The sequence below is a fragment of the Pseudomonas sp. B21-015 genome, from assembly GCF_024749285.1.
Classification (GTDB): Bacteria; Pseudomonadota; Gammaproteobacteria; order Pseudomonadales; family Pseudomonadaceae; genus Aquipseudomonas.
In genome coordinates, this window is record NZ_CP087196.1 from 347,051 (window position 1) to 363,133 (window position 16,083).

Consider the following 16,083-nt stretch of genomic DNA (forward strand, 5'->3'; position numbering starts at 1 on the left):
GACTTGATGTCAGTCAACTGAGGGCCAAACCTGACCGATCGGTAAGGTAAACCAGAGTGACGGGCGGTTCTGCTTTATTTAGCGCAGACCAAGCACCGCTGCCCATTGCTCGGCCGTCACCGGCATCACCGACAGTCGCGAACCTTTCTGTACCAGTGGCATCTGCGCCAGCGCCGCTTGCTGCTTCAGATAGTCCAGCTTCAGAACGTTGGGAAACGTTTTGACGTGAGCAACATCGATCGCACTCCAGGCGTTTTTCTCCTGGGTGGCTTTCGGGTCGAAGTAATGACTCTCCGGCTCCAGTGCCGTCGGGTCCGGGTACGCCGCCTCGACAATCTTGCCGATCCCGGCAATCCCTGGCTCAGGGCAGCTGGAATGGTAGAAAAAGAACTCATCCCCCACCGCCATGGTTCGCAGAAAATTCCGCGCCTGATAGTTACGAACCCCGTCCCAGCGCGCTCGGCCAAGCTTCTCCAGATCTTGGATAGAGAACTCGTCCGGCTCGGATTTCATCAGCCAATAGGCCATGTTTTTTGCTCCTTGCGAGGTAGTGGCAAACTTGTCGGGCAATTTTATGACAAACCGACAGTCGGTTGACGCCAGCGTTTGCGTGTGGGTTCACGTTGTCGCAAAATGCCGGCCTTCTAAGCTTGACGCTGCTGCACGGCCTACAACGGAAACCGCTGCTGTCATCGTGTTGATATGCCTTTGGGGGGCAATCGATGAAACGCAAACCGGATTTACTATGGATATTGGTTATTTTGTTCGGTTTGGGCGTCGTGACCACCGGCTATGCCCAAAGCCTGTGGGCCAACAAGACCGATGCTCCCGTCGAGATCGCGCAGCAACAGCCGTCGGCCTTCAAGCGCTGAACTGGTCTTTTGGACACCGCTGATTTCAGTGGCGTCTAGCCCGCGAGATACCACGCCTTGTCCGTGACCGTTCCCTGCAGCGGCACATCCCAGCTCGCCTGAGCCAATCGTTGAACCTTCTGACATTCATGGGCCAGGCCCAATAGCGTCGGCTTGCGCCAATTTTTACGGCGCGCCAGGTACGCCAGGCTCCGATCGTAGAAACCACCGCCCATTCCCAGGCGCCCGCCGACATCGTCAAACCCCACCAGCGGCAACAACACCAGATCCAGCGCCCAGACCTTGCGTTGTCGGGCGATGTTGTGCCGTGGTTCGGGGATACGGAAGCGGTTGGGTTTGAGCTTTTCGCCGGGACGAATCCGCTGGAACACCATTTTGGTTCGCGGCCAGGCACTGAGCACCGGCAGGTACGTCGCCTTGCCCCGACGTTGCGCGGCACGCATCAGCAGGCGCGGATCGATTTCACCGTCGGTGGGCAGGTACAGAGATATGTGTTTGGCGCGGCGGAACAGCGGGTGCTGGGCCAATTGCTTATACAGCCCGCGAGCGGCCTGGCGCTGCTGATTGGGAGTCAGTGCGCGGCGGGCCTTGCGCAGCATGCGTCGAAGTTGCGGGCGGGGCAGCAGCGCAGGTTCGGTCATGGATTCGGGCTTCGGATGTGCGAGTACTAAAGCGTACCCGTAAAAAAGCCGATGCCGGTATGAAAACCGGCATCGGACTGAAATCAGGCTCCCCGGATGAACCGCTGTCGACTTAGCCCTTGAACCCGAAAGTTCAAGGTGGAAGATGCAGTAGGCTTTAAGGCTTTCCGTCTAGCGGACATGCACACCAGCCCAACGTGCAACCTCCAGGGTAGTGCGAATCGGCTCAGGGACGTCGTCAACTGGCAAGCACCCCAGGGAGTGATGCGAGTATACCCCAAGCGGTCTCGCGTTTCAGCCCTTGGTGACATCCGGATCGGTCGACAGCACCAGATCGACGCGGTCCAGCAGGTCGCGAACCTGCTCTCGGGTCGAGCTGCTGGCCTGCACATCCGGGCGTTCTTCCTTGTGCAGGAGATCGTGCGTAATGTTCAGCGCGGCCATCACCGCGATGCGGTCGGCGCCGATGACTTTGCCGCTGCTGCGGATTTCGCGCATCTTGCCGTCCAGGTAACGGGCGGCGCTGATCAGGTTGCTGCGCTCTTCCTGGGGGCAGATGATCGAATATTCTTTGTCGAGGATCTGCACGGTAACGCTATTGCTTGAACTCATGAGTCTTGCTCCAGGGCCTTGAGGCGCGAAATCATCGATTCGACCTTACGCCGGGCGATTTCATTTTTTTCAATGAGGTGCGCGCGTTCCTCGCGCCAGGTCTTTTCCTGAGCTAATAGGAGTCCATTCTGACTCTTTAGTTGCTCGACTCGAGTAATTAGCAGTTCAAGTCTGGCCATCAGCGCTTGCAGGTCGGTGTCTTCCATTGGGTCCACTGGGGTCTGATGGATGGTAGCGGGCGGACAGCCTTTAATAGTCTTGGCGAGTCTGTCGATGTAGGATACAAGGCCTTCATTCTAGACATAGCGCCGTCTGGCGCCTAGCTGCCCATGCCCATTCAGAATTCTCCGTACCAAGCCTTTGCCACCCTGCTGAGCACCAGCGGCCATCCCGTCTCGCCTGCCGAACTGCACGGCCTGTTGCTCGGCCGCAGTTGCGCCGGTGCCGGTTTCGATGCCGACAGCTGGCTGGCCGACGCCACCGAGCTGCTCGAAGGCGAGCCGCAAGACAACGTTCGCAACGCCTTGATCGGCCTGCAAGAGATGGTCAAGGGCGAGCTGACCAGCGACGACATGACCGTGGTTCTGCTGCTGCCGACCGACGACGCGCCGCTCACCGAGCGTGCGGCCGCGCTGGGCCAGTGGTGCCAGGGCTTCCTCACCGGCTTCGGGCTGACCCGTCGCGAATATGCCCTGAGCACTGAAGCCACCGAAGTGCTGCAGGATCTGGCCGCCATCGCCCAGGTGCAAGACGCCCTGGAAGAGTCCGACGACGGCGAAAGCGACTACATGGAAGTCATGGAATACCTGCGCGTCGCGCCGCTGTTGCTGTTCACCGAAACCAAGAAAACCGACGAAGCGGCTGCCAAACCGTCGTTGCATTAATCGCGTGCAAGGGAAAGCCATCTGCCCATGATTCATATCCCGAAATCGGAATACAGCCGTCGCCGCAAGGCCCTGATGGCGCAGATGGAACCCAACAGCATCGCCATTCTGCCCGCTGCCGCGGTTGCCATCCGCAACCGCGACGTCGAGCACGTCTACCGTCAGGACAGCGACTTCCAGTACCTCAGCGGGTTTCCCGAGCCTCAGGCCGTTATCGTGCTAATGCCGGGTCGCGAACATGGCCAATACGTGCTGTTTTGCCGTGAGCGTAATCCCGAGCGTGAATTGTGGGACGGTTTGCGCGCCGGTCAGGAAGGCGCGATCCGCGATTTCGGCGCTGACGACGCTTTCCCGATCTCCGACATCGACGACATCCTGCCGGGCCTGATCGAAGGCCGTGACCGGGTGTATACGGCCATGGGCAGCAACCCGGAGTTCGATCGACACCTTATGGACTGGATCAACGTGATCCGCTCCAAGGCGAACCTCGGCGCCCAGCCGCCGAACGAGTTCGTTGCCCTGGATCATCTGCTTCATGACATGCGCCTGTATAAATCGGCGGCAGAAGTGAAGGTGATGCGCGAAGCCGCGCGGATTTCCGCTCAAGCCCATATTCGTGCGATGCAGGCCAGCCGCGCCGGTTTGCATGAATTCAGCCTCGAAGCCGAGTTGGATTACGAATTCCGCAAGGGTGGGGCGAAGATGCCGGCCTACGGTTCGATCGTCGCCGCTGGGCGCAACAGCTGCATCCTGCATTACCAGCAGAATGACGCGGTGCTCAAGGACGGCGATCTGGTGCTGATCGACGCCGGTTGCGAGATCGACTGCTACGCCAGCGATATCACCCGCACCTGGCCGGTCAACGGCAAGTATTCACCGGAGCAGAAGGCGATCTACGAGTTGGTGCTGGCTTCCCAGGAAGCGGCGTTTGCCGAAATCGCGCCGAACAAACACTGGAATCAGGCGCACGAAGCCACGGTCCGGGTGATTACCGCCGGGTTGGTGAAATTGGGCCTGTTGCAGGGCGATGTCGACGAACTGATCGCCAGCGAAGCCTACAAGGCGTTTTACATGCACCGCGCCGGCCACTGGCTGGGCATGGATGTGCATGACGTTGGCGAGTACAAGGTCGGCGGTGAATGGCGCGTGTTGGAAGTCGGCATGGCGCTGACGGTGGAGCCGGGCATCTACATTGCTGCGGACAACCAGAACGTGGCGAAGAAATGGCGCGGCATTGGCGTGCGTATCGAGGACGACGTGGTGGTCACCAAAACCGGTTGTGAAATCCTGACTGACGGCGTGCCGAAAACGGTCGCCGAGATCGAGGCCTTGATGGCCGCTGCACGGACACAAGCGGCATGAATCGAGTCAATCTGGCAATCATCGGCGGTGGCCTGGTTGGCGCCAGTCTGGCGTTGGCGTTGCAGGCCGGGGCCAAGGCCCGTGGCTGGAAGATCGTGCTGATCGAACCGTTTGCCCCCGGCGATACGTACCAGCCAAGCTATGACGCCCGTTCTTCGGCGCTGTCCTTTGGCGCCCGGCAGATTTATCAACGGTTGGGTGTGTGGCAGGAAATCTCCCGCCGCGCCGAGCCGATCAAACAGATTCATGTCTCCGACCGTGGGCGTTTCTCCACCGCGCGGCTGTCGGCAATGGAAGAGGGCGTTCCGGCGCTGGGTTATGTGGTGGAAAACGCCTGGCTCGGCCAATGCCTCTGGCAAGGTCTGGACAAGGACGTAATCAGTTGGCGTTGCCCGGCGGAAGTCACCGGCATGGAACCGCTGACCGATGGCTATCGCCTGACCCTCAACGATGAAACCCTGCTGGAGTGCGACCTCGCGGTGCTGGCCGATGGCGGGCGTTCGGGGCTGCGTGAACAACTGGGGATCGGTATCAAAAAACGCCCTTACAACCAGAGCGCGCTGATCGCCAACATCACCCCGAGCGAAGCCCACAACGGCATGGCCTTCGAGCGTTTTACCGACGATGGCCCGATGGCCTTGCTGCCGCTGCCGGACAATCGCTGCGCCTTGGTCTGGACCCGTCTGGGCATGGACGCGCAACGGCTGGCGGCCCTCGATGAGCGCAGCTTTCTCAGCGAGTTGCAGGGCGTCTTCGGTTATCGCCTGGGCACCCTGAAACAGGTCGGTGCACGGAATTTGTATCCGCTGTCGCTGATCGAAGCCGAGGAACAAGTCCGCCCGCATCTGGCGATCCTCGGCAACGCCGCTCACAGCCTGCATCCGATTGCCGGACAAGGCTTCAACCTGTCCCTGCGCGATGCCCAGGCCTTGGCCGACACCTTGTTGGGCAGCGAGACAGCGCCCGGCGACTTCGCCACCTTGCAGGCCTACCGTGAGCGCCAGCGTCTGGACCAGAACCTGACCGTGGGTTTCTCCGATCAGGTCACCCGGTTGTTCGGCAGTACCCAGCCGCTGGTTTCCCTGGGCCGCAACATCGGCCTGCTCGGCCTCGATCTGCTGCCGCCGGCCAAGCGCTGGTTCGCCCGGCAGGCCATGGGCCTGGGTACGCGTCCCGATGTTTGAGTGGCTGGCGAACCCAGTCGATATTCACGACAGCGCAGGCACCTTGGTGGCGTGCGTCGAGAAAACCCTTTACGTGCGGCTCAAGCCGCAAGCGAGACAGGCCTAAAGCATGGAAATGCGCGCAGATCTGCTGATTGTCGGGGCCGGAATGGTCGGCAGTGCCCTGGCGCTGGCGTTACAGAACAGTGGGCTCGAAGTCCTGCTGCTGGACGGTAGCCCCCTGAGCGTCAAACCCTTCGATGGGCAAGCGCCGTTCGAACCGCGTGTAAGCGCCCTGTCGGCGGCCAGCCAACGCATACTCGAACGCCTGGGCGTCTGGGACGGCATCGCCAATCGACGCAGCAGCCCCTACACCGACATGCACGTCTGGGACGGCAGCGGCACCGGGCAGATCCATTTCTCGGCGACCAGCGTACATGCCGACGTGCTCGGGCATATCGTCGAGAACCGCGTGGTTCAGGACGCCTTGCTCGATCGACTGCACGACTGCGATCTCGGGATGCTGGCCAATGCGCGTCTGGAGCAGATGCGCCGCTCCGGTGACGACTGGCTGCTGACCCTGGCCGATGGCCGTACCTTGCGGGCGCCGTTGGTGATCGCGGCGGATGGCGCCAACTCGGCGGTGCGGCGCCTGACCGGCGTCGCGACCCGCGAGTGGGATTACATGCACCACGCGATCGTCACCAGTGTGCGCAGTTCCAAACCTCATCAAATGACCGCCTGGCAGCGTTTCACCGACAACGGCCCGCTGGCGTTTCTGCCACTGGAACGGGACGGCCAGCAGGATTGGTGCTCGATCGTCTGGTCGACCACGCCGAGCGAAGCCGAACGCCTGATGGCGCTGGACGACGAAGGCTTCTGCAAGGCGCTGGAGCGGGCCTTTGAAGGCTGCCTCGGCACGGTACTCAGCGTCGACCCGCGCCTGTGCGTGCCGCTGCGTCAGCGTCATGCCAAGCGTTACGTGGCCGAAGGCCTGGCGCTGATCGGTGACGCGGCCCACACCATCCATCCGTTGGCCGGGCAGGGCGTGAACCTCGGCTTTCTCGATGCCGCGGTGCTGGCCGAAGTGCTGCTGCAAGCGGCCGCGCGCGGTGAGCGGTTGGCGGATGTGAAAGTGCTCAGTCGCTACGAGCGTCGGCGCATGCCCCACAACCTGGCGTTGATGGCGGCGATGGAAGGGTTCGAGCGCTTGTTCCAGGCCGATCCGTTGCCGGTGCGCTGGTTGCGCAATGCCGGGTTGAAGATGGTCGATCAGATGCCCGAGGCCAAGGCATTGTTCGTGCGCGAAGCGCTTGGGTTGATCGGGGATTTGCCGGCGCTTGCCAAGGCTTGAGATCTTCGCTGCGGTAACTGGCGCCATCGCGGGCAAGCCCGCTCCCACAGGATCTTCAGGGCTCACACATAATGCATTAACACCTGAATACCTGTGGGAGATGGTCGATCAGATGCCCGAGGCCAAGGCGTTGTTCGTGCGCGAAGCGCTTGGGTTGATCGGGGATTTGCCGGCGCTTGCCAAGGCTTGAGATCTTCGCTGCGGTAACTGGCGCCATCGCGGGCAAGCCCGCTCCCACAGGATCTTCAGGGCTCACACATAATGCATTAACACCTGAATACCTGTGGGAGCGGGCTTGCCCGCGATGGCGGCAGATCAGACACCTCATATCCCTAGCTGTGCAACATCTGGTAACGCCTCCACCCACTGTTCGATTGAGAAGCGAAATGTGAGTCCTTATCATTTGGCATCACTTCCCCTTTCGAGAGACCGCCTCCATGTTGGCACCCAAGCGTCTACTGACCGCACTGGCCCTGACCCTGATTGGCAGCGCCGCCGCCCAGGCCGCCGACGAGGTGGTGGTTTACTCCTCGCGTATCGATGAACTGATCAAACCGGTCTTCGATGCCTACACCCAAAAGACCGGCGTGCAGGTGAAGTTCATCACCGACAAGGAAGCGCCGCTGATGCAGCGGATCAAGGCCGAGGGCGAAAACGCCACCGCCGACCTGCTGCTGACCGTCGATGCCGGCAACCTCTGGCAGGCCGAGCAGATGGGCATTCTCCAGCCGTTCACGTCCACGGTGATCGACGCCAACATCCCGCTGCAATACCGCGCTTCTTCCCATGCCTGGACCGGTCTGAGCCTGCGGGCGCGGACCATCGCCTACTCCACCGGCCGGGTAAAACCCGGTGAGCTGACCACCTACGAAGCGCTGGCCGACAAACAGTGGGAAGGCCGCCTGTGCCTGCGCACGGCGAAGAAGGTCTACAACCAGTCCCTGACCGCCACCATGATCGAAGTCCATGGCGCCGAGAAAACCGAGAAAATCCTCAAGGGCTGGGTCAACAACCTGTCCACCGACGTGTTCTCCGACGACATCGCGGTACTGGAAGCGATCAACGCCGGTCAGTGCGACGTCGGCATCGTCAACACTTACTACTACGGCCGCCTGCACAAACAGAAGCCAGACCTGCCGGTGAAGCTGTTCTGGCCGAATCAGGGCGACCGGGGCGTACACGTGAACCTGTCGGGCATTGGCCTGACCAAGCACGCGCCGCACCCGGAAGCCGCCAAGGCTTTGGTGGAGTGGATGACCACGCCTGAAGCGCAAAAGATTTTCGCTGACGTGAACCAGGAGTTCCCGGCCAACCCTGCCGTTCAGCCTTCAGCGGAAGTCGCGAGTTGGGGCAAGTTCGTGGCCGACACCTTGCCGGTGGAAATCGCCGGCAAGCGCCAGGCTGAAGCGATTCGGATGATGGATCGGGTCGGCTGGAACTGAGTCTGTTGTTTTAAAGATCAAAAGATCGCAGCCTTCGGCAGCTCCTATATTGGGATGATGTACGCCCGGTAGGAGCTGCCGCGGGCTGCGATCTTTTTGCATATTCCCTACACTTCGTTGATTTACCCGAGAGCTTTTCCTTGGCCCACCCCGCCCAACGCCGCTGGTATCCCCTGGTCTTCGCCATCGCTGCGCTGGTCCTGCTGCCCCTGAGCGTCCTGCTTCTCTCCTGGCAAACCATCGATCAGCAGATCTGGTCCCACCTGTGGGACACCCAAATGCCGCGACTGCTGGGCAATACCCTCACTTTGGTACTCGGCGTTGGCTTCGGTGTAACACTGCTGGGCGTCAGCCTGGCCTGGCTCACTAGCCTCTGTGAGTTCCCGGGGCGGCGGTGGCTGGACTGGGCGTTGATGCTGCCATTCGCGATTCCTGCTTACGTGCTGGCCTTCGTCTTCGTCGGCCTGCTGGATTTCGCCGGCCCGGTGCAAACCCTGCTGCGCGAATGGTTCGGCAGTGGTTTGAGGCTGCCGCGAGTGCGCTCCACCGGCGGCGTGGTTCTGGTGCTGGTGCTGGTCTTCTATCCCTATGTTTACCTGTTGGCGCGCACCGCGTTTCTGGCCCAGGGCAAGGGGTTGATGGAAGCGGCGCGAGTCCTTGGGCAATCCCCGTGGCAGGCGTTCTGGCGAGTTGCGTTGCCGATGGCACGTCCGGCCATCGGCGCGGGGGTGGCGTTGGCGCTGATGGAAACCCTGGCGGATTTCGGTGCGGTGTCGGTGTTCAACTTCGATACGTTCACCACCGCCATCTACAAGACCTGGTACGGATTTTTCAGTCTCTCCACCGCCGCGCAACTGGCCAGTCTGTTGCTGTTGGTGGTGATGGTCGTGCTGTATGGCGAGCGCCGCGCCCGTGGGGCCAATCGGGCGAGTAACGAGCGGCCGCGGGTCAAGGCGTTGTATCACCTGCGCGGAGTCAAGGCACTGGCGGCCATGAGCTGGTGTGGTCTGGTGTTCGCCTGCGCCTTCGTCATTCCCGTGCTGCAACTGGTGGTGTGGTTCTGGCAACGCGGGCGCTTCGATCTGGATGAGCGTTATGCCGGATTGATCGTCCATACCCTTTACCTGGGCGGCGTGGCGGCGCTGATCACCGTCAGTGTCGCACTGGTGCTGGCCTTTGCCCGTCGATTGGCGCCGACCCGGGCGATCCGTTCCGGCATCAGCCTGGCCAACCTTGGCTATGCCTTGCCGGGCTCGGTGCTGGCGGTATCGATCATGCTGGCGTTCAGTTACCTGGATCGCGAACTGGTGGTTCCGTTGTCGGGCTGGCTTGGCGGCGCGGGCAAGCCGTTGCTGCTGGGCAGCCTGTCGGCGTTGTTGCTGGCCTATCTGGTGCGATTCATCGCCGTGGCTTATGGCCCGCTGGAAAGCAGCCTGGCGCGAATACGACCCTCTTTGCCCGAAGCAGCACGTAGCCTTGGCGTCAGTGGGCCACGACTGTTTTTCAAAGTGTATCTGCCGCTGCTGCTGCCGGGCACGTTGAGCGCGGCGTTGCTGGTGTTCGTCGATGTGCTCAAGGAAATGCCCGCAACCCTGCTGATGCGCCCGTTTGGCTGGGACACGCTGGCGGTGCGGATCTTTGAAATGACCAGCGAAGGCGAGTGGGCCAGGGCCTCGTTGCCGGCACTGACCCTGGTGTTGGTCGGGCTGTTACCGGTCATCGGATTGATCCGACGTTCGGCGCATCGAAACACGTAGGTGTCAGTCCTACACCATGCGGCTACAATGCGCGGCATTCGGTGCGGTCCGTCTTTGAGACCGGTTCGCTGAGATCGGCTGAAAGCCTTTATTTCAAGGCGTTTCACCCCGTACAGCGTCTGTCCGCACCTTCGCCACGCCCGGAAGGAGAAACCCATGGGACAGCGCACGCCTCTGTATGACCTTCATCTCGCCCTCGGCGCGAAGATGGTCGATTTTGGCGGTTGGGATATGCCTCTGCATTACGGCTCGCAGGTCGAGGAACACCATCAGGTGCGCCGCGATTGCGGGGTATTCGATGTATCCCACATGACCGTGATCGATGTCGACGGCCCCCAGGCCAAGGCCTGGCTGCAATATTTGCTGGCCAATGACGTCGAACGCCTGCACAGCCCCGGCCGTGCCTTGTACAGCGCCATGCTCAACGAGCACGGCGGTATCGTCGACGACATGATCGTCTATCGTCTCGATGACGGCTATCGGCTGGTGGTCAACGCCTCCACCCGCAACCAGGACCTGGCCTGGATGCAGGCTCATCTCGGCGACTTCGATGTGCAGCTCAACGAGCGCTCCGAGTTGGCGATGCTGGCCATTCAAGGGCCTCACGCCCGGCACAAGATTGCCGAACTGGTGACGCAGTCCCGTAGCACGTTGATCCAGCAACTCAAATATTTCGAGGGGCAGACCGACGGTGACTGGTTCATTGCGCGCACCGGTTACACCGGTGAGGATGGTCTGGAAATCGTGCTGCCGGCCGATCAGGCGCCGGGGTTCTTCAACGATCTGGTGGGCGCGGGTATTTCCCCGATCGGCCTCGGCGCGCGGGACACCTTGCGGGTCGAAGCCGGCATGAACCTCTACGGTCAGGACATTCATCAAGAGGTTTCACCGCTGGCCTCCAACATGGCCTGGAGCATTGCCTGGGAACCGGCCACGCGCCAGTTCATCGGTCGTACTGCTCTGGAAGCCGAACAGGCCAGTGGCGTGCAGCACAAACTGGTCGGTCTGGTCCTTGAGGAACGTGGGGTTTTGCGTGCTCATCAGGTGGTTCGCATCGCCGATGTTGGCGAAGGGGAGATCACCAGTGGTAGTTTCTCTCCTACGCTTAGCAAGTCGATTGCACTGGCGCGCGTGCCGGTGGCCACCGCCGACCGCGCTGAAGTGGAAATCCGTGGCAAGTGGTACCCGGTCCGAGTGGTCAAACCGACCTTCGTACGCCACGGCAAAACCTTGATCTAACTTTTTTTGGCGGGCAATGACCGCTGACATTTTTCTTGAGGACACAGAACATGAGCGAAATCCCTGTCGACCTGCGTTTTGCCGAAAGTCACGAATGGGCCCGTCTAGACCATGATGGCGGCGTGAAAGTGGGTATTTCAGACCATGCTCAGGAAGCCTTGGGTGATGTAGTGTTCGTTGAGCTACCGGAAATCGGCAAAGTGTTCGCTGCCGGTGAGGCTGCGGGTGTCGTCGAGTCGGTCAAGGCCGCGTCGGATATCTACTCGCCAGTCTCCGGCACAGTCATTGCCGTTAATGAAGAGCTGGCCAACAGCCCGGAACTGGTCAACAGCGCGCCCTATGACAGCTGGTTCTTCAAACTGGAGCCAAGCGATACCTCTGAGCTGAACAACCTGCTCGACCCGGTGGCCTACAAGGCCGCTATCGGCGAGTAATTCATGTGGGAGCGAGCCTGCTCGCGAAAGCGGTGTGTCAGCAAACATTTATGCCAACTGACACGCCCACTTCGCGAGCAGGCTCGCTCCCACAGGTTCTACGGCTTTAGAACGGCTTTCACCGCTGCCACCGAACGCTCGACATCCGCTTTATCCATGGTCGTGAACATCGGTAGCGAGACGATCAGTCGTCCGACCCGTTCGGCTACCGGGAACATGCCTTCCTTGAACCCGCGTTCGCGGTAAAGACTCAGCAGGTGGATCGGCGGGTAGTGATAGCCGATACCAACCCCCAGTGCCTGCATCTGCTCCATGAACGTGGCCCTTGCCGGTTTGCCATCCTGGCGTTCCGGGAGCACCAGCTGGAACAAATGCCAATTGCTGTTCTCGAAGTCCGCAGGGGGCAGTTGAGCCCCGTATTGCGCTTCGAAGTCCTCGCCAAAGCAGGCGAAATAATGTTTGGCCAGCTCACGACGATGAGCGGTGATCGCCTCGATGTGGGCAAACTGCCCCAGGCCAATGGCTGCCGCGACATCGGTCATGTTGAACTTGCCGCCCAGCACATCAACGTCCAGCCCATCGAACCCGCTGCGGGTGACGCCCTGCAAGCGGTACTTTTCCGTCAACCGCACTTCCTCGGCATTGTTCAGCACCAGGCAACCGCCCTCTTAGCAGGTGACGTTCTTGTTCGCCTGGAAACTGAAGGACACGAAATCGCCAGTCGCACCGATTCGCTGCCCGTTCCAGCTCGAACCCAATGCTTGGGCCGCGTCTTCCACTACTCGCAAACCGTGCTTTTTTGCCAGCGCGTAAAGGCGCGTCATGTCCACGGGCAGTCCCGCGAGAAACACCGGGATGATGGCTTTGGTGCGCGGGGTAATCGCCGCTTCAAGCTGAGCCAGGTCGATATTGCGGGTGACCGGGTCGATGTCGGCAAACACGGGCGTAGCGCCAACTTCCAGAATCACGTTGGCGGTGGCCACCCAGGAAATCGGCGTGGTGATCACTTCATCGCCCGGCCCGACTCCGGCAATACGCAACGCGATCTCCATGGTACAGGTGCCGGAATTGAACGTACGCACCGGGCGCCCGCCAAAATATTCCGAGAGTTGCGCTTCAAAAGCCTGCACCTTGGGGCCGCTGGTAATCCAGCCCGAGCGCAGCACATCGCCGACAGCGGCAATCGTGGCTTCATCGATGGTGGGTTTGGAGAAGGGCAGGAAAGACAGTTGGCTCATAAATGCAGATACCCGATCAGCGAACGTTTGTAGGCCCCGAGCATGATGATCCGGATTGACCAACGGCGCCACGCCATCCGTGCGGGTATCGACTGCTATGCTGGTTTGACCGTATCGCATCGACGCTGAGCGCCAGTCAAGAGAGAGCCCGTCATGTCCCAGTTGCCGTCCTTGAGTCAGTTACGCGATCCCAATGCTTTCCTGCGCCGCCACCTCGGGCCCGATGCCGCCGAGCAGCAGGCGATGCTCGACAGCCTCGGCCTTGGCAGCCGCGTCGAGTTGATCGAGCAGACGGTGCCGCCGGGAATTCGCCTCAACCGACCGCTGGACCTGCCGCCCGCCCTCGATGAAGAAGCCGCGCTAGCCAAACTGCGCAGCTACGCCGAACAGAACCAGGTCTGGACCAGCCTGATCGGCATGGGTTATCACGGCACTCTCACACCGGCCGTCATCCTGCGCAACGTGCTGGAAAATCCCGGTTGGTACACCGCTTACACGCCCTATCAACCGGAGATCGCCCAAGGCCGGCTCGAAGCGTTGCTGAACTTCCAGCAGCTGACCATCGACCTGACCGGTCTGGAACTGGCCAACGCCTCGCTGCTGGATGAAGCCACGGCGGCGGCCGAGGCCATGGCCTTGGCCAAACGCGTGGCCAAATCCAGAAGCAACCTGTTTTTCGTCGATGAGAATTGCCATCCCCAGACCATTTCCGTGGTGCAGACCCGTGCCGAAGGCTTCGGTTTCGACCTGATCATCGACGCTGTGGATAACTTGAAGCAGCATCAGGTGTTCGGCGCGCTGCTGCAATATCCCGACACCCATGGTGAAGTACGCGATCTGCGTCCATTGATCGATCATCTGCATGCCCAGCAAGCCCTGGCCTGTGTGGCGACCGATCTGCTGAGCCTGCTGTTGCTGACTCCGCCGGGAGAGTTGGGCGCCGATGTGGTGTTCGGTTCATCACAGCGCTTTGGTGTGCCCATGGGCTACGGCGGCCCGCACGCGGCGTTTTTTGCCAGTCGCGATGAATACAAACGGGCGATTCCCGGGCGGATCATCGGCGTGTCGAAAGATGCTCGCGGCAACGTGGCATTGCGCATGGCCCTGCAAACCCGCGAGCAACATATTCGCCGGGAGAAGGCCAACTCCAACATTTGCACCGCCCAGGTACTGCTGGCCAATATCGCCAGTTTCTACGCGGTCTACCACGGCCCGGAAGGGCTCAAACGGATTGCCCAGCGCGTCCATCGACTGACCTGCATCCTCGCCGCCGGCCTGGAACGTCACGGGATCACTCGTCTCAACCAGCACTTCTTCGACACCCTGACCCTGGAGGTCGGTGGTACTCAGACCGCGATCATCGAAAGTGCCCAGGCGGCGCACATCAACTTGCGCATTCTCGGTCGTGGGCTGTTGGGCCTGAGCCTCGACGAAACCTGTGACGAAGCCACCGTGGCGAAGCTGTTCGATGTATTTCTCGGTGCCGACCATGGGCTCAATGTCGACGAACTGGACGCTGAAGTCCTGTTGTCCGGCATCCCTGCGGAGTTGCAGCGCCGTACGCCTTGTCTGCGTCATCCGGTGTTCAACGCTCATCACAGCGAAACCGAAATGCTGCGTTACCTCAAGCAGCTGGAAAACAAAGACCTGGCGCTCAATCAGTCAATGATCCCGTTGGGCTCCTGCACCATGAAGCTCAATGCCACCAGCGAGATGATCCCGATCACCTGGCCGCAGTTCGCCAACCTGCACCCGTTCGTACCGAAAGAGCAGGTGGCGGGTTATTCGTTGATGATCGAGGAACTGGAGCGTTGGCTCTGCGCAATCACCGGTTTCGATGCGATCTGCATGCAACCCAACTCGGGCGCTCAAGGCGAGTACGCCGGGTTGCTGGCGATCCGTAAATATCACGAGAGCCGCCATCAAGGCGCGCGGGATATCTGCCTGATCCCGTCCTCGGCCCACGGCACCAACCCGGCCTCGGCGCAAATGGCCGGGATGCGGGTGGTGATCGTCGAGTGCGACGAGGCGGGTAACGTTGATCTGGATGATCTGAAGGAAAAGGCCACGCAGGCGGGGGACAAACTCGCCTGCCTGATGGCGACCTATCCTTCGACCCACGGGGTCTACGAGGAAGGCATCAGCCAGATCTGTGAAGTTATCCACAGCCATGGCGGTCAGGTGTACATGGATGGCGCCAACCTCAACGCGCAGGTCGGGTTGGCGCGGCCGGCAGACATCGGTGCCGACGTGTCGCACATGAACCTGCACAAAACTTTCTGCATTCCCCACGGCGGTGGCGGACCGGGGATGGGCCCGATTGGCGTCCGGGCACACCTGGCGCCGTTCGTCGCCAATCACCCGGTGGTGCCGATCGATGGCCCGCTGCCGGAGAACGGTGCGGTGAGTGCGGCCCCCTGGGGCAGTGCAAGCATTTTGCCCATCAGCTGGATGTACATTGCCATGATGGGGCCGCAACTGGCGGATGCGAGTGAGGTGGCGATCCTCGCCGCGAATTACCTGGCGCAGCATTTGTCCGGGGCGTTCCCGGTGCTCTACACCGGGCGCAACGATCGAGTGGCCCATGAATGCATTCTCGACTTGCGGCCGCTCAAGGCGCTGACCGGGATCAGCGAAGAAGACGTTGCCAAGCGCCTGATGGATTACGGCTTCCATGCGCCGACCATGTCGTTCCCGGTGCCGGGGACGTTGATGGTCGAGCCTACCGAGAGTGAATCGAAGGCGGAGCTGGACCGTTTTATCGGCGCGATGCTGAGCATTCGCGCGGAAATCAACGAGGTGCAGAATGGCAACTGGCCGGCGGAGGACAACCCGCTGAAGCGTTCGCCGCATACCTTGGCCGACATCACCGGGGTTTGGGAGCGGCCGTACAGCATCGAGCAGGCGGTGACGCCGGATGCTCACACCAAGGCCCATAAGTACTGGCCGGTGGTGAACCGTGTGGACAATGTCTACGGCGACCGCAATCTGTTTTGCGCGTGTGTGCCGGTGGACGAATACCGCTGAAGTCACGGAACACACAAACCCAATGTGGGAGCGAGCTTGCTCGCGATAGCGGCGTAAC

At 61.1% G+C, this 16,083-nt stretch carries 14 protein-coding genes, 1 other RNA gene and 3 pseudogenes; 12 read left to right on the plus strand and 6 right to left on the minus strand.

Annotation, left to right across the window (positions count from 1 at the left end):
- Nucleotides 1-78 precede the first annotated feature (78 nt).
- Nucleotides 79-528, minus strand: coding sequence for an EVE domain-containing protein (locus tag LOY38_RS01515; protein ID WP_258698564.1), 450 nt, complete (start codon nt 526-528; stop codon nt 79-81).
- A gap of 194 nt (nt 529-722) precedes the next feature.
- Here LOY38_RS01515 and LOY38_RS01520 point away from each other — a divergent pair, with 194 nt between their 5' ends.
- Entirely contained in the window at nt 723-872 is a 150-nt protein-coding gene (locus LOY38_RS01520) for a hypothetical protein (RefSeq protein WP_007899400.1), read from the plus strand.
- 35 nt (nt 873-907) lie between these two features.
- Here the strand turns inward: LOY38_RS01520 and LOY38_RS01525 are convergent, their stop codons facing one another.
- The 4 genes from LOY38_RS01525 to LOY38_RS01540 all read right to left on the minus strand — a co-directional run bounded on the left by LOY38_RS01525 (nt 908) and on the right by LOY38_RS01540 (nt 2,331).
- Nucleotides 908-1,513 carry a 5-formyltetrahydrofolate cyclo-ligase gene (locus tag LOY38_RS01525; protein ID WP_258698565.1) on the minus strand — a complete coding sequence of 202 codons (606 nt, stop codon included), beginning with the start codon at nt 1,511-1,513 and terminating at the stop codon, nt 908-910.
- A gap of 85 nt (nt 1,514-1,598) precedes the next feature.
- A non-coding RNA gene (gene ssrS / locus LOY38_RS01530) (6S RNA) lies at nt 1,599-1,777 on the minus strand.
- A 30-nt stretch (nt 1,778-1,807) separates the two neighbouring features.
- Complete coding sequence (locus LOY38_RS01535) at nt 1,808-2,125, minus strand: cell division protein ZapA (RefSeq protein ID WP_258698566.1); 318 nt, start codon at nt 2,123-2,125, stop codon at nt 1,808-1,810.
- A complete protein-coding gene (locus tag LOY38_RS01540; protein ID WP_007982902.1) occupies nt 2,122-2,331 on the minus strand; it encodes a TIGR02449 family protein in 210 nt (69 codons plus the stop codon). The genes LOY38_RS01535 and LOY38_RS01540 overlap by 4 nt, the downstream gene beginning before the upstream one ends.
- 123 nt (nt 2,332-2,454) lie before the next feature.
- Between LOY38_RS01540 and LOY38_RS01545 the strand changes: the two genes are divergently transcribed.
- From LOY38_RS01545 to gcvH, 10 genes and pseudogenes are all read left to right on the plus strand, one after another.
- Complete coding sequence (locus LOY38_RS01545; RefSeq protein ID WP_258698567.1) at nt 2,455-3,009, plus strand: YecA family protein; 555 nt, start codon at nt 2,455-2,457, stop codon at nt 3,007-3,009.
- 27 nt (nt 3,010-3,036) lie between these two features.
- Nucleotides 3,037-4,371 carry a Xaa-Pro aminopeptidase gene (pepP, locus tag LOY38_RS01550; RefSeq protein WP_258698568.1) on the plus strand — a complete coding sequence of 445 codons (1,335 nt, stop codon included), beginning with the start codon at nt 3,037-3,039 and terminating at the stop codon, nt 4,369-4,371.
- On the plus strand, nt 4,368-5,555 hold the full coding sequence (gene ubiH / locus LOY38_RS01555; protein WP_258698569.1) for a 2-octaprenyl-6-methoxyphenyl hydroxylase: 1,188 nt from the start codon (nt 4,368-4,370) through the stop codon (nt 5,553-5,555). The genes pepP and ubiH overlap by 4 nt, the downstream gene beginning before the upstream one ends.
- A 16-nt stretch (nt 5,556-5,571) precedes the next feature.
- Nucleotides 5,572-5,661: pseudogene (locus LOY38_RS01560) on the plus strand (tetrameric acyl-CoA thioesterase); the annotation flags it as partial.
- A gap of 9 nt (nt 5,662-5,670) precedes the next feature.
- Complete coding sequence (locus tag LOY38_RS01565) at nt 5,671-6,888, plus strand: 2-octaprenyl-3-methyl-6-methoxy-1,4-benzoquinol hydroxylase (protein ID WP_258700641.1); 1,218 nt, start codon at nt 5,671-5,673, stop codon at nt 6,886-6,888.
- Between the two features lie 97 nt (nt 6,889-6,985).
- Nucleotides 6,986-7,078: pseudogene (locus tag LOY38_RS30230) on the plus strand (hypothetical protein); the annotation flags it as partial.
- A gap of 247 nt (nt 7,079-7,325) precedes the next feature.
- Entirely contained in the window at nt 7,326-8,330 is a 1,005-nt protein-coding gene (locus LOY38_RS01575) for an extracellular solute-binding protein (protein WP_258698571.1), read from the plus strand.
- Between the two features lie 140 nt (nt 8,331-8,470).
- Nucleotides 8,471-10,087: an iron ABC transporter permease gene (locus LOY38_RS01580; protein ID WP_258698572.1), complete on the plus strand. Its 1,617-nt coding sequence runs from the start codon at nt 8,471-8,473 to the stop codon at nt 10,085-10,087.
- Between the two features lie 156 nt (nt 10,088-10,243).
- On the plus strand, nt 10,244-11,326 hold the full coding sequence (gene gcvT / locus LOY38_RS01585) for a glycine cleavage system aminomethyltransferase GcvT (RefSeq protein WP_258698573.1): 1,083 nt from the start codon (nt 10,244-10,246) through the stop codon (nt 11,324-11,326).
- Between the two features lie 50 nt (nt 11,327-11,376).
- The gene (gene gcvH, locus LOY38_RS01590) at nt 11,377-11,760 is read left to right on the plus strand and encodes a glycine cleavage system protein GcvH (protein ID WP_258698574.1); all 384 of its coding nucleotides are present in this window, start codon (nt 11,377-11,379) and stop codon (nt 11,758-11,760) included.
- A gap of 98 nt (nt 11,761-11,858) precedes the next feature.
- Here the strand turns inward: gcvH and LOY38_RS01595 are convergent.
- Nucleotides 11,859-12,998 (minus strand): annotated as a pseudogene (locus tag LOY38_RS01595) (DegT/DnrJ/EryC1/StrS family aminotransferase).
- A gap of 153 nt (nt 12,999-13,151) precedes the next feature.
- Here LOY38_RS01595 and gcvP point away from each other — a divergent pair.
- Nucleotides 13,152-16,025, plus strand: a complete 2,874-nt coding sequence (gene gcvP / locus LOY38_RS01600) for an aminomethyl-transferring glycine dehydrogenase (protein ID WP_258698575.1) — start codon at nt 13,152-13,154, stop codon at nt 16,023-16,025.
- The last annotated feature ends 58 nt before the right edge of the window (nt 16,026-16,083 follow it).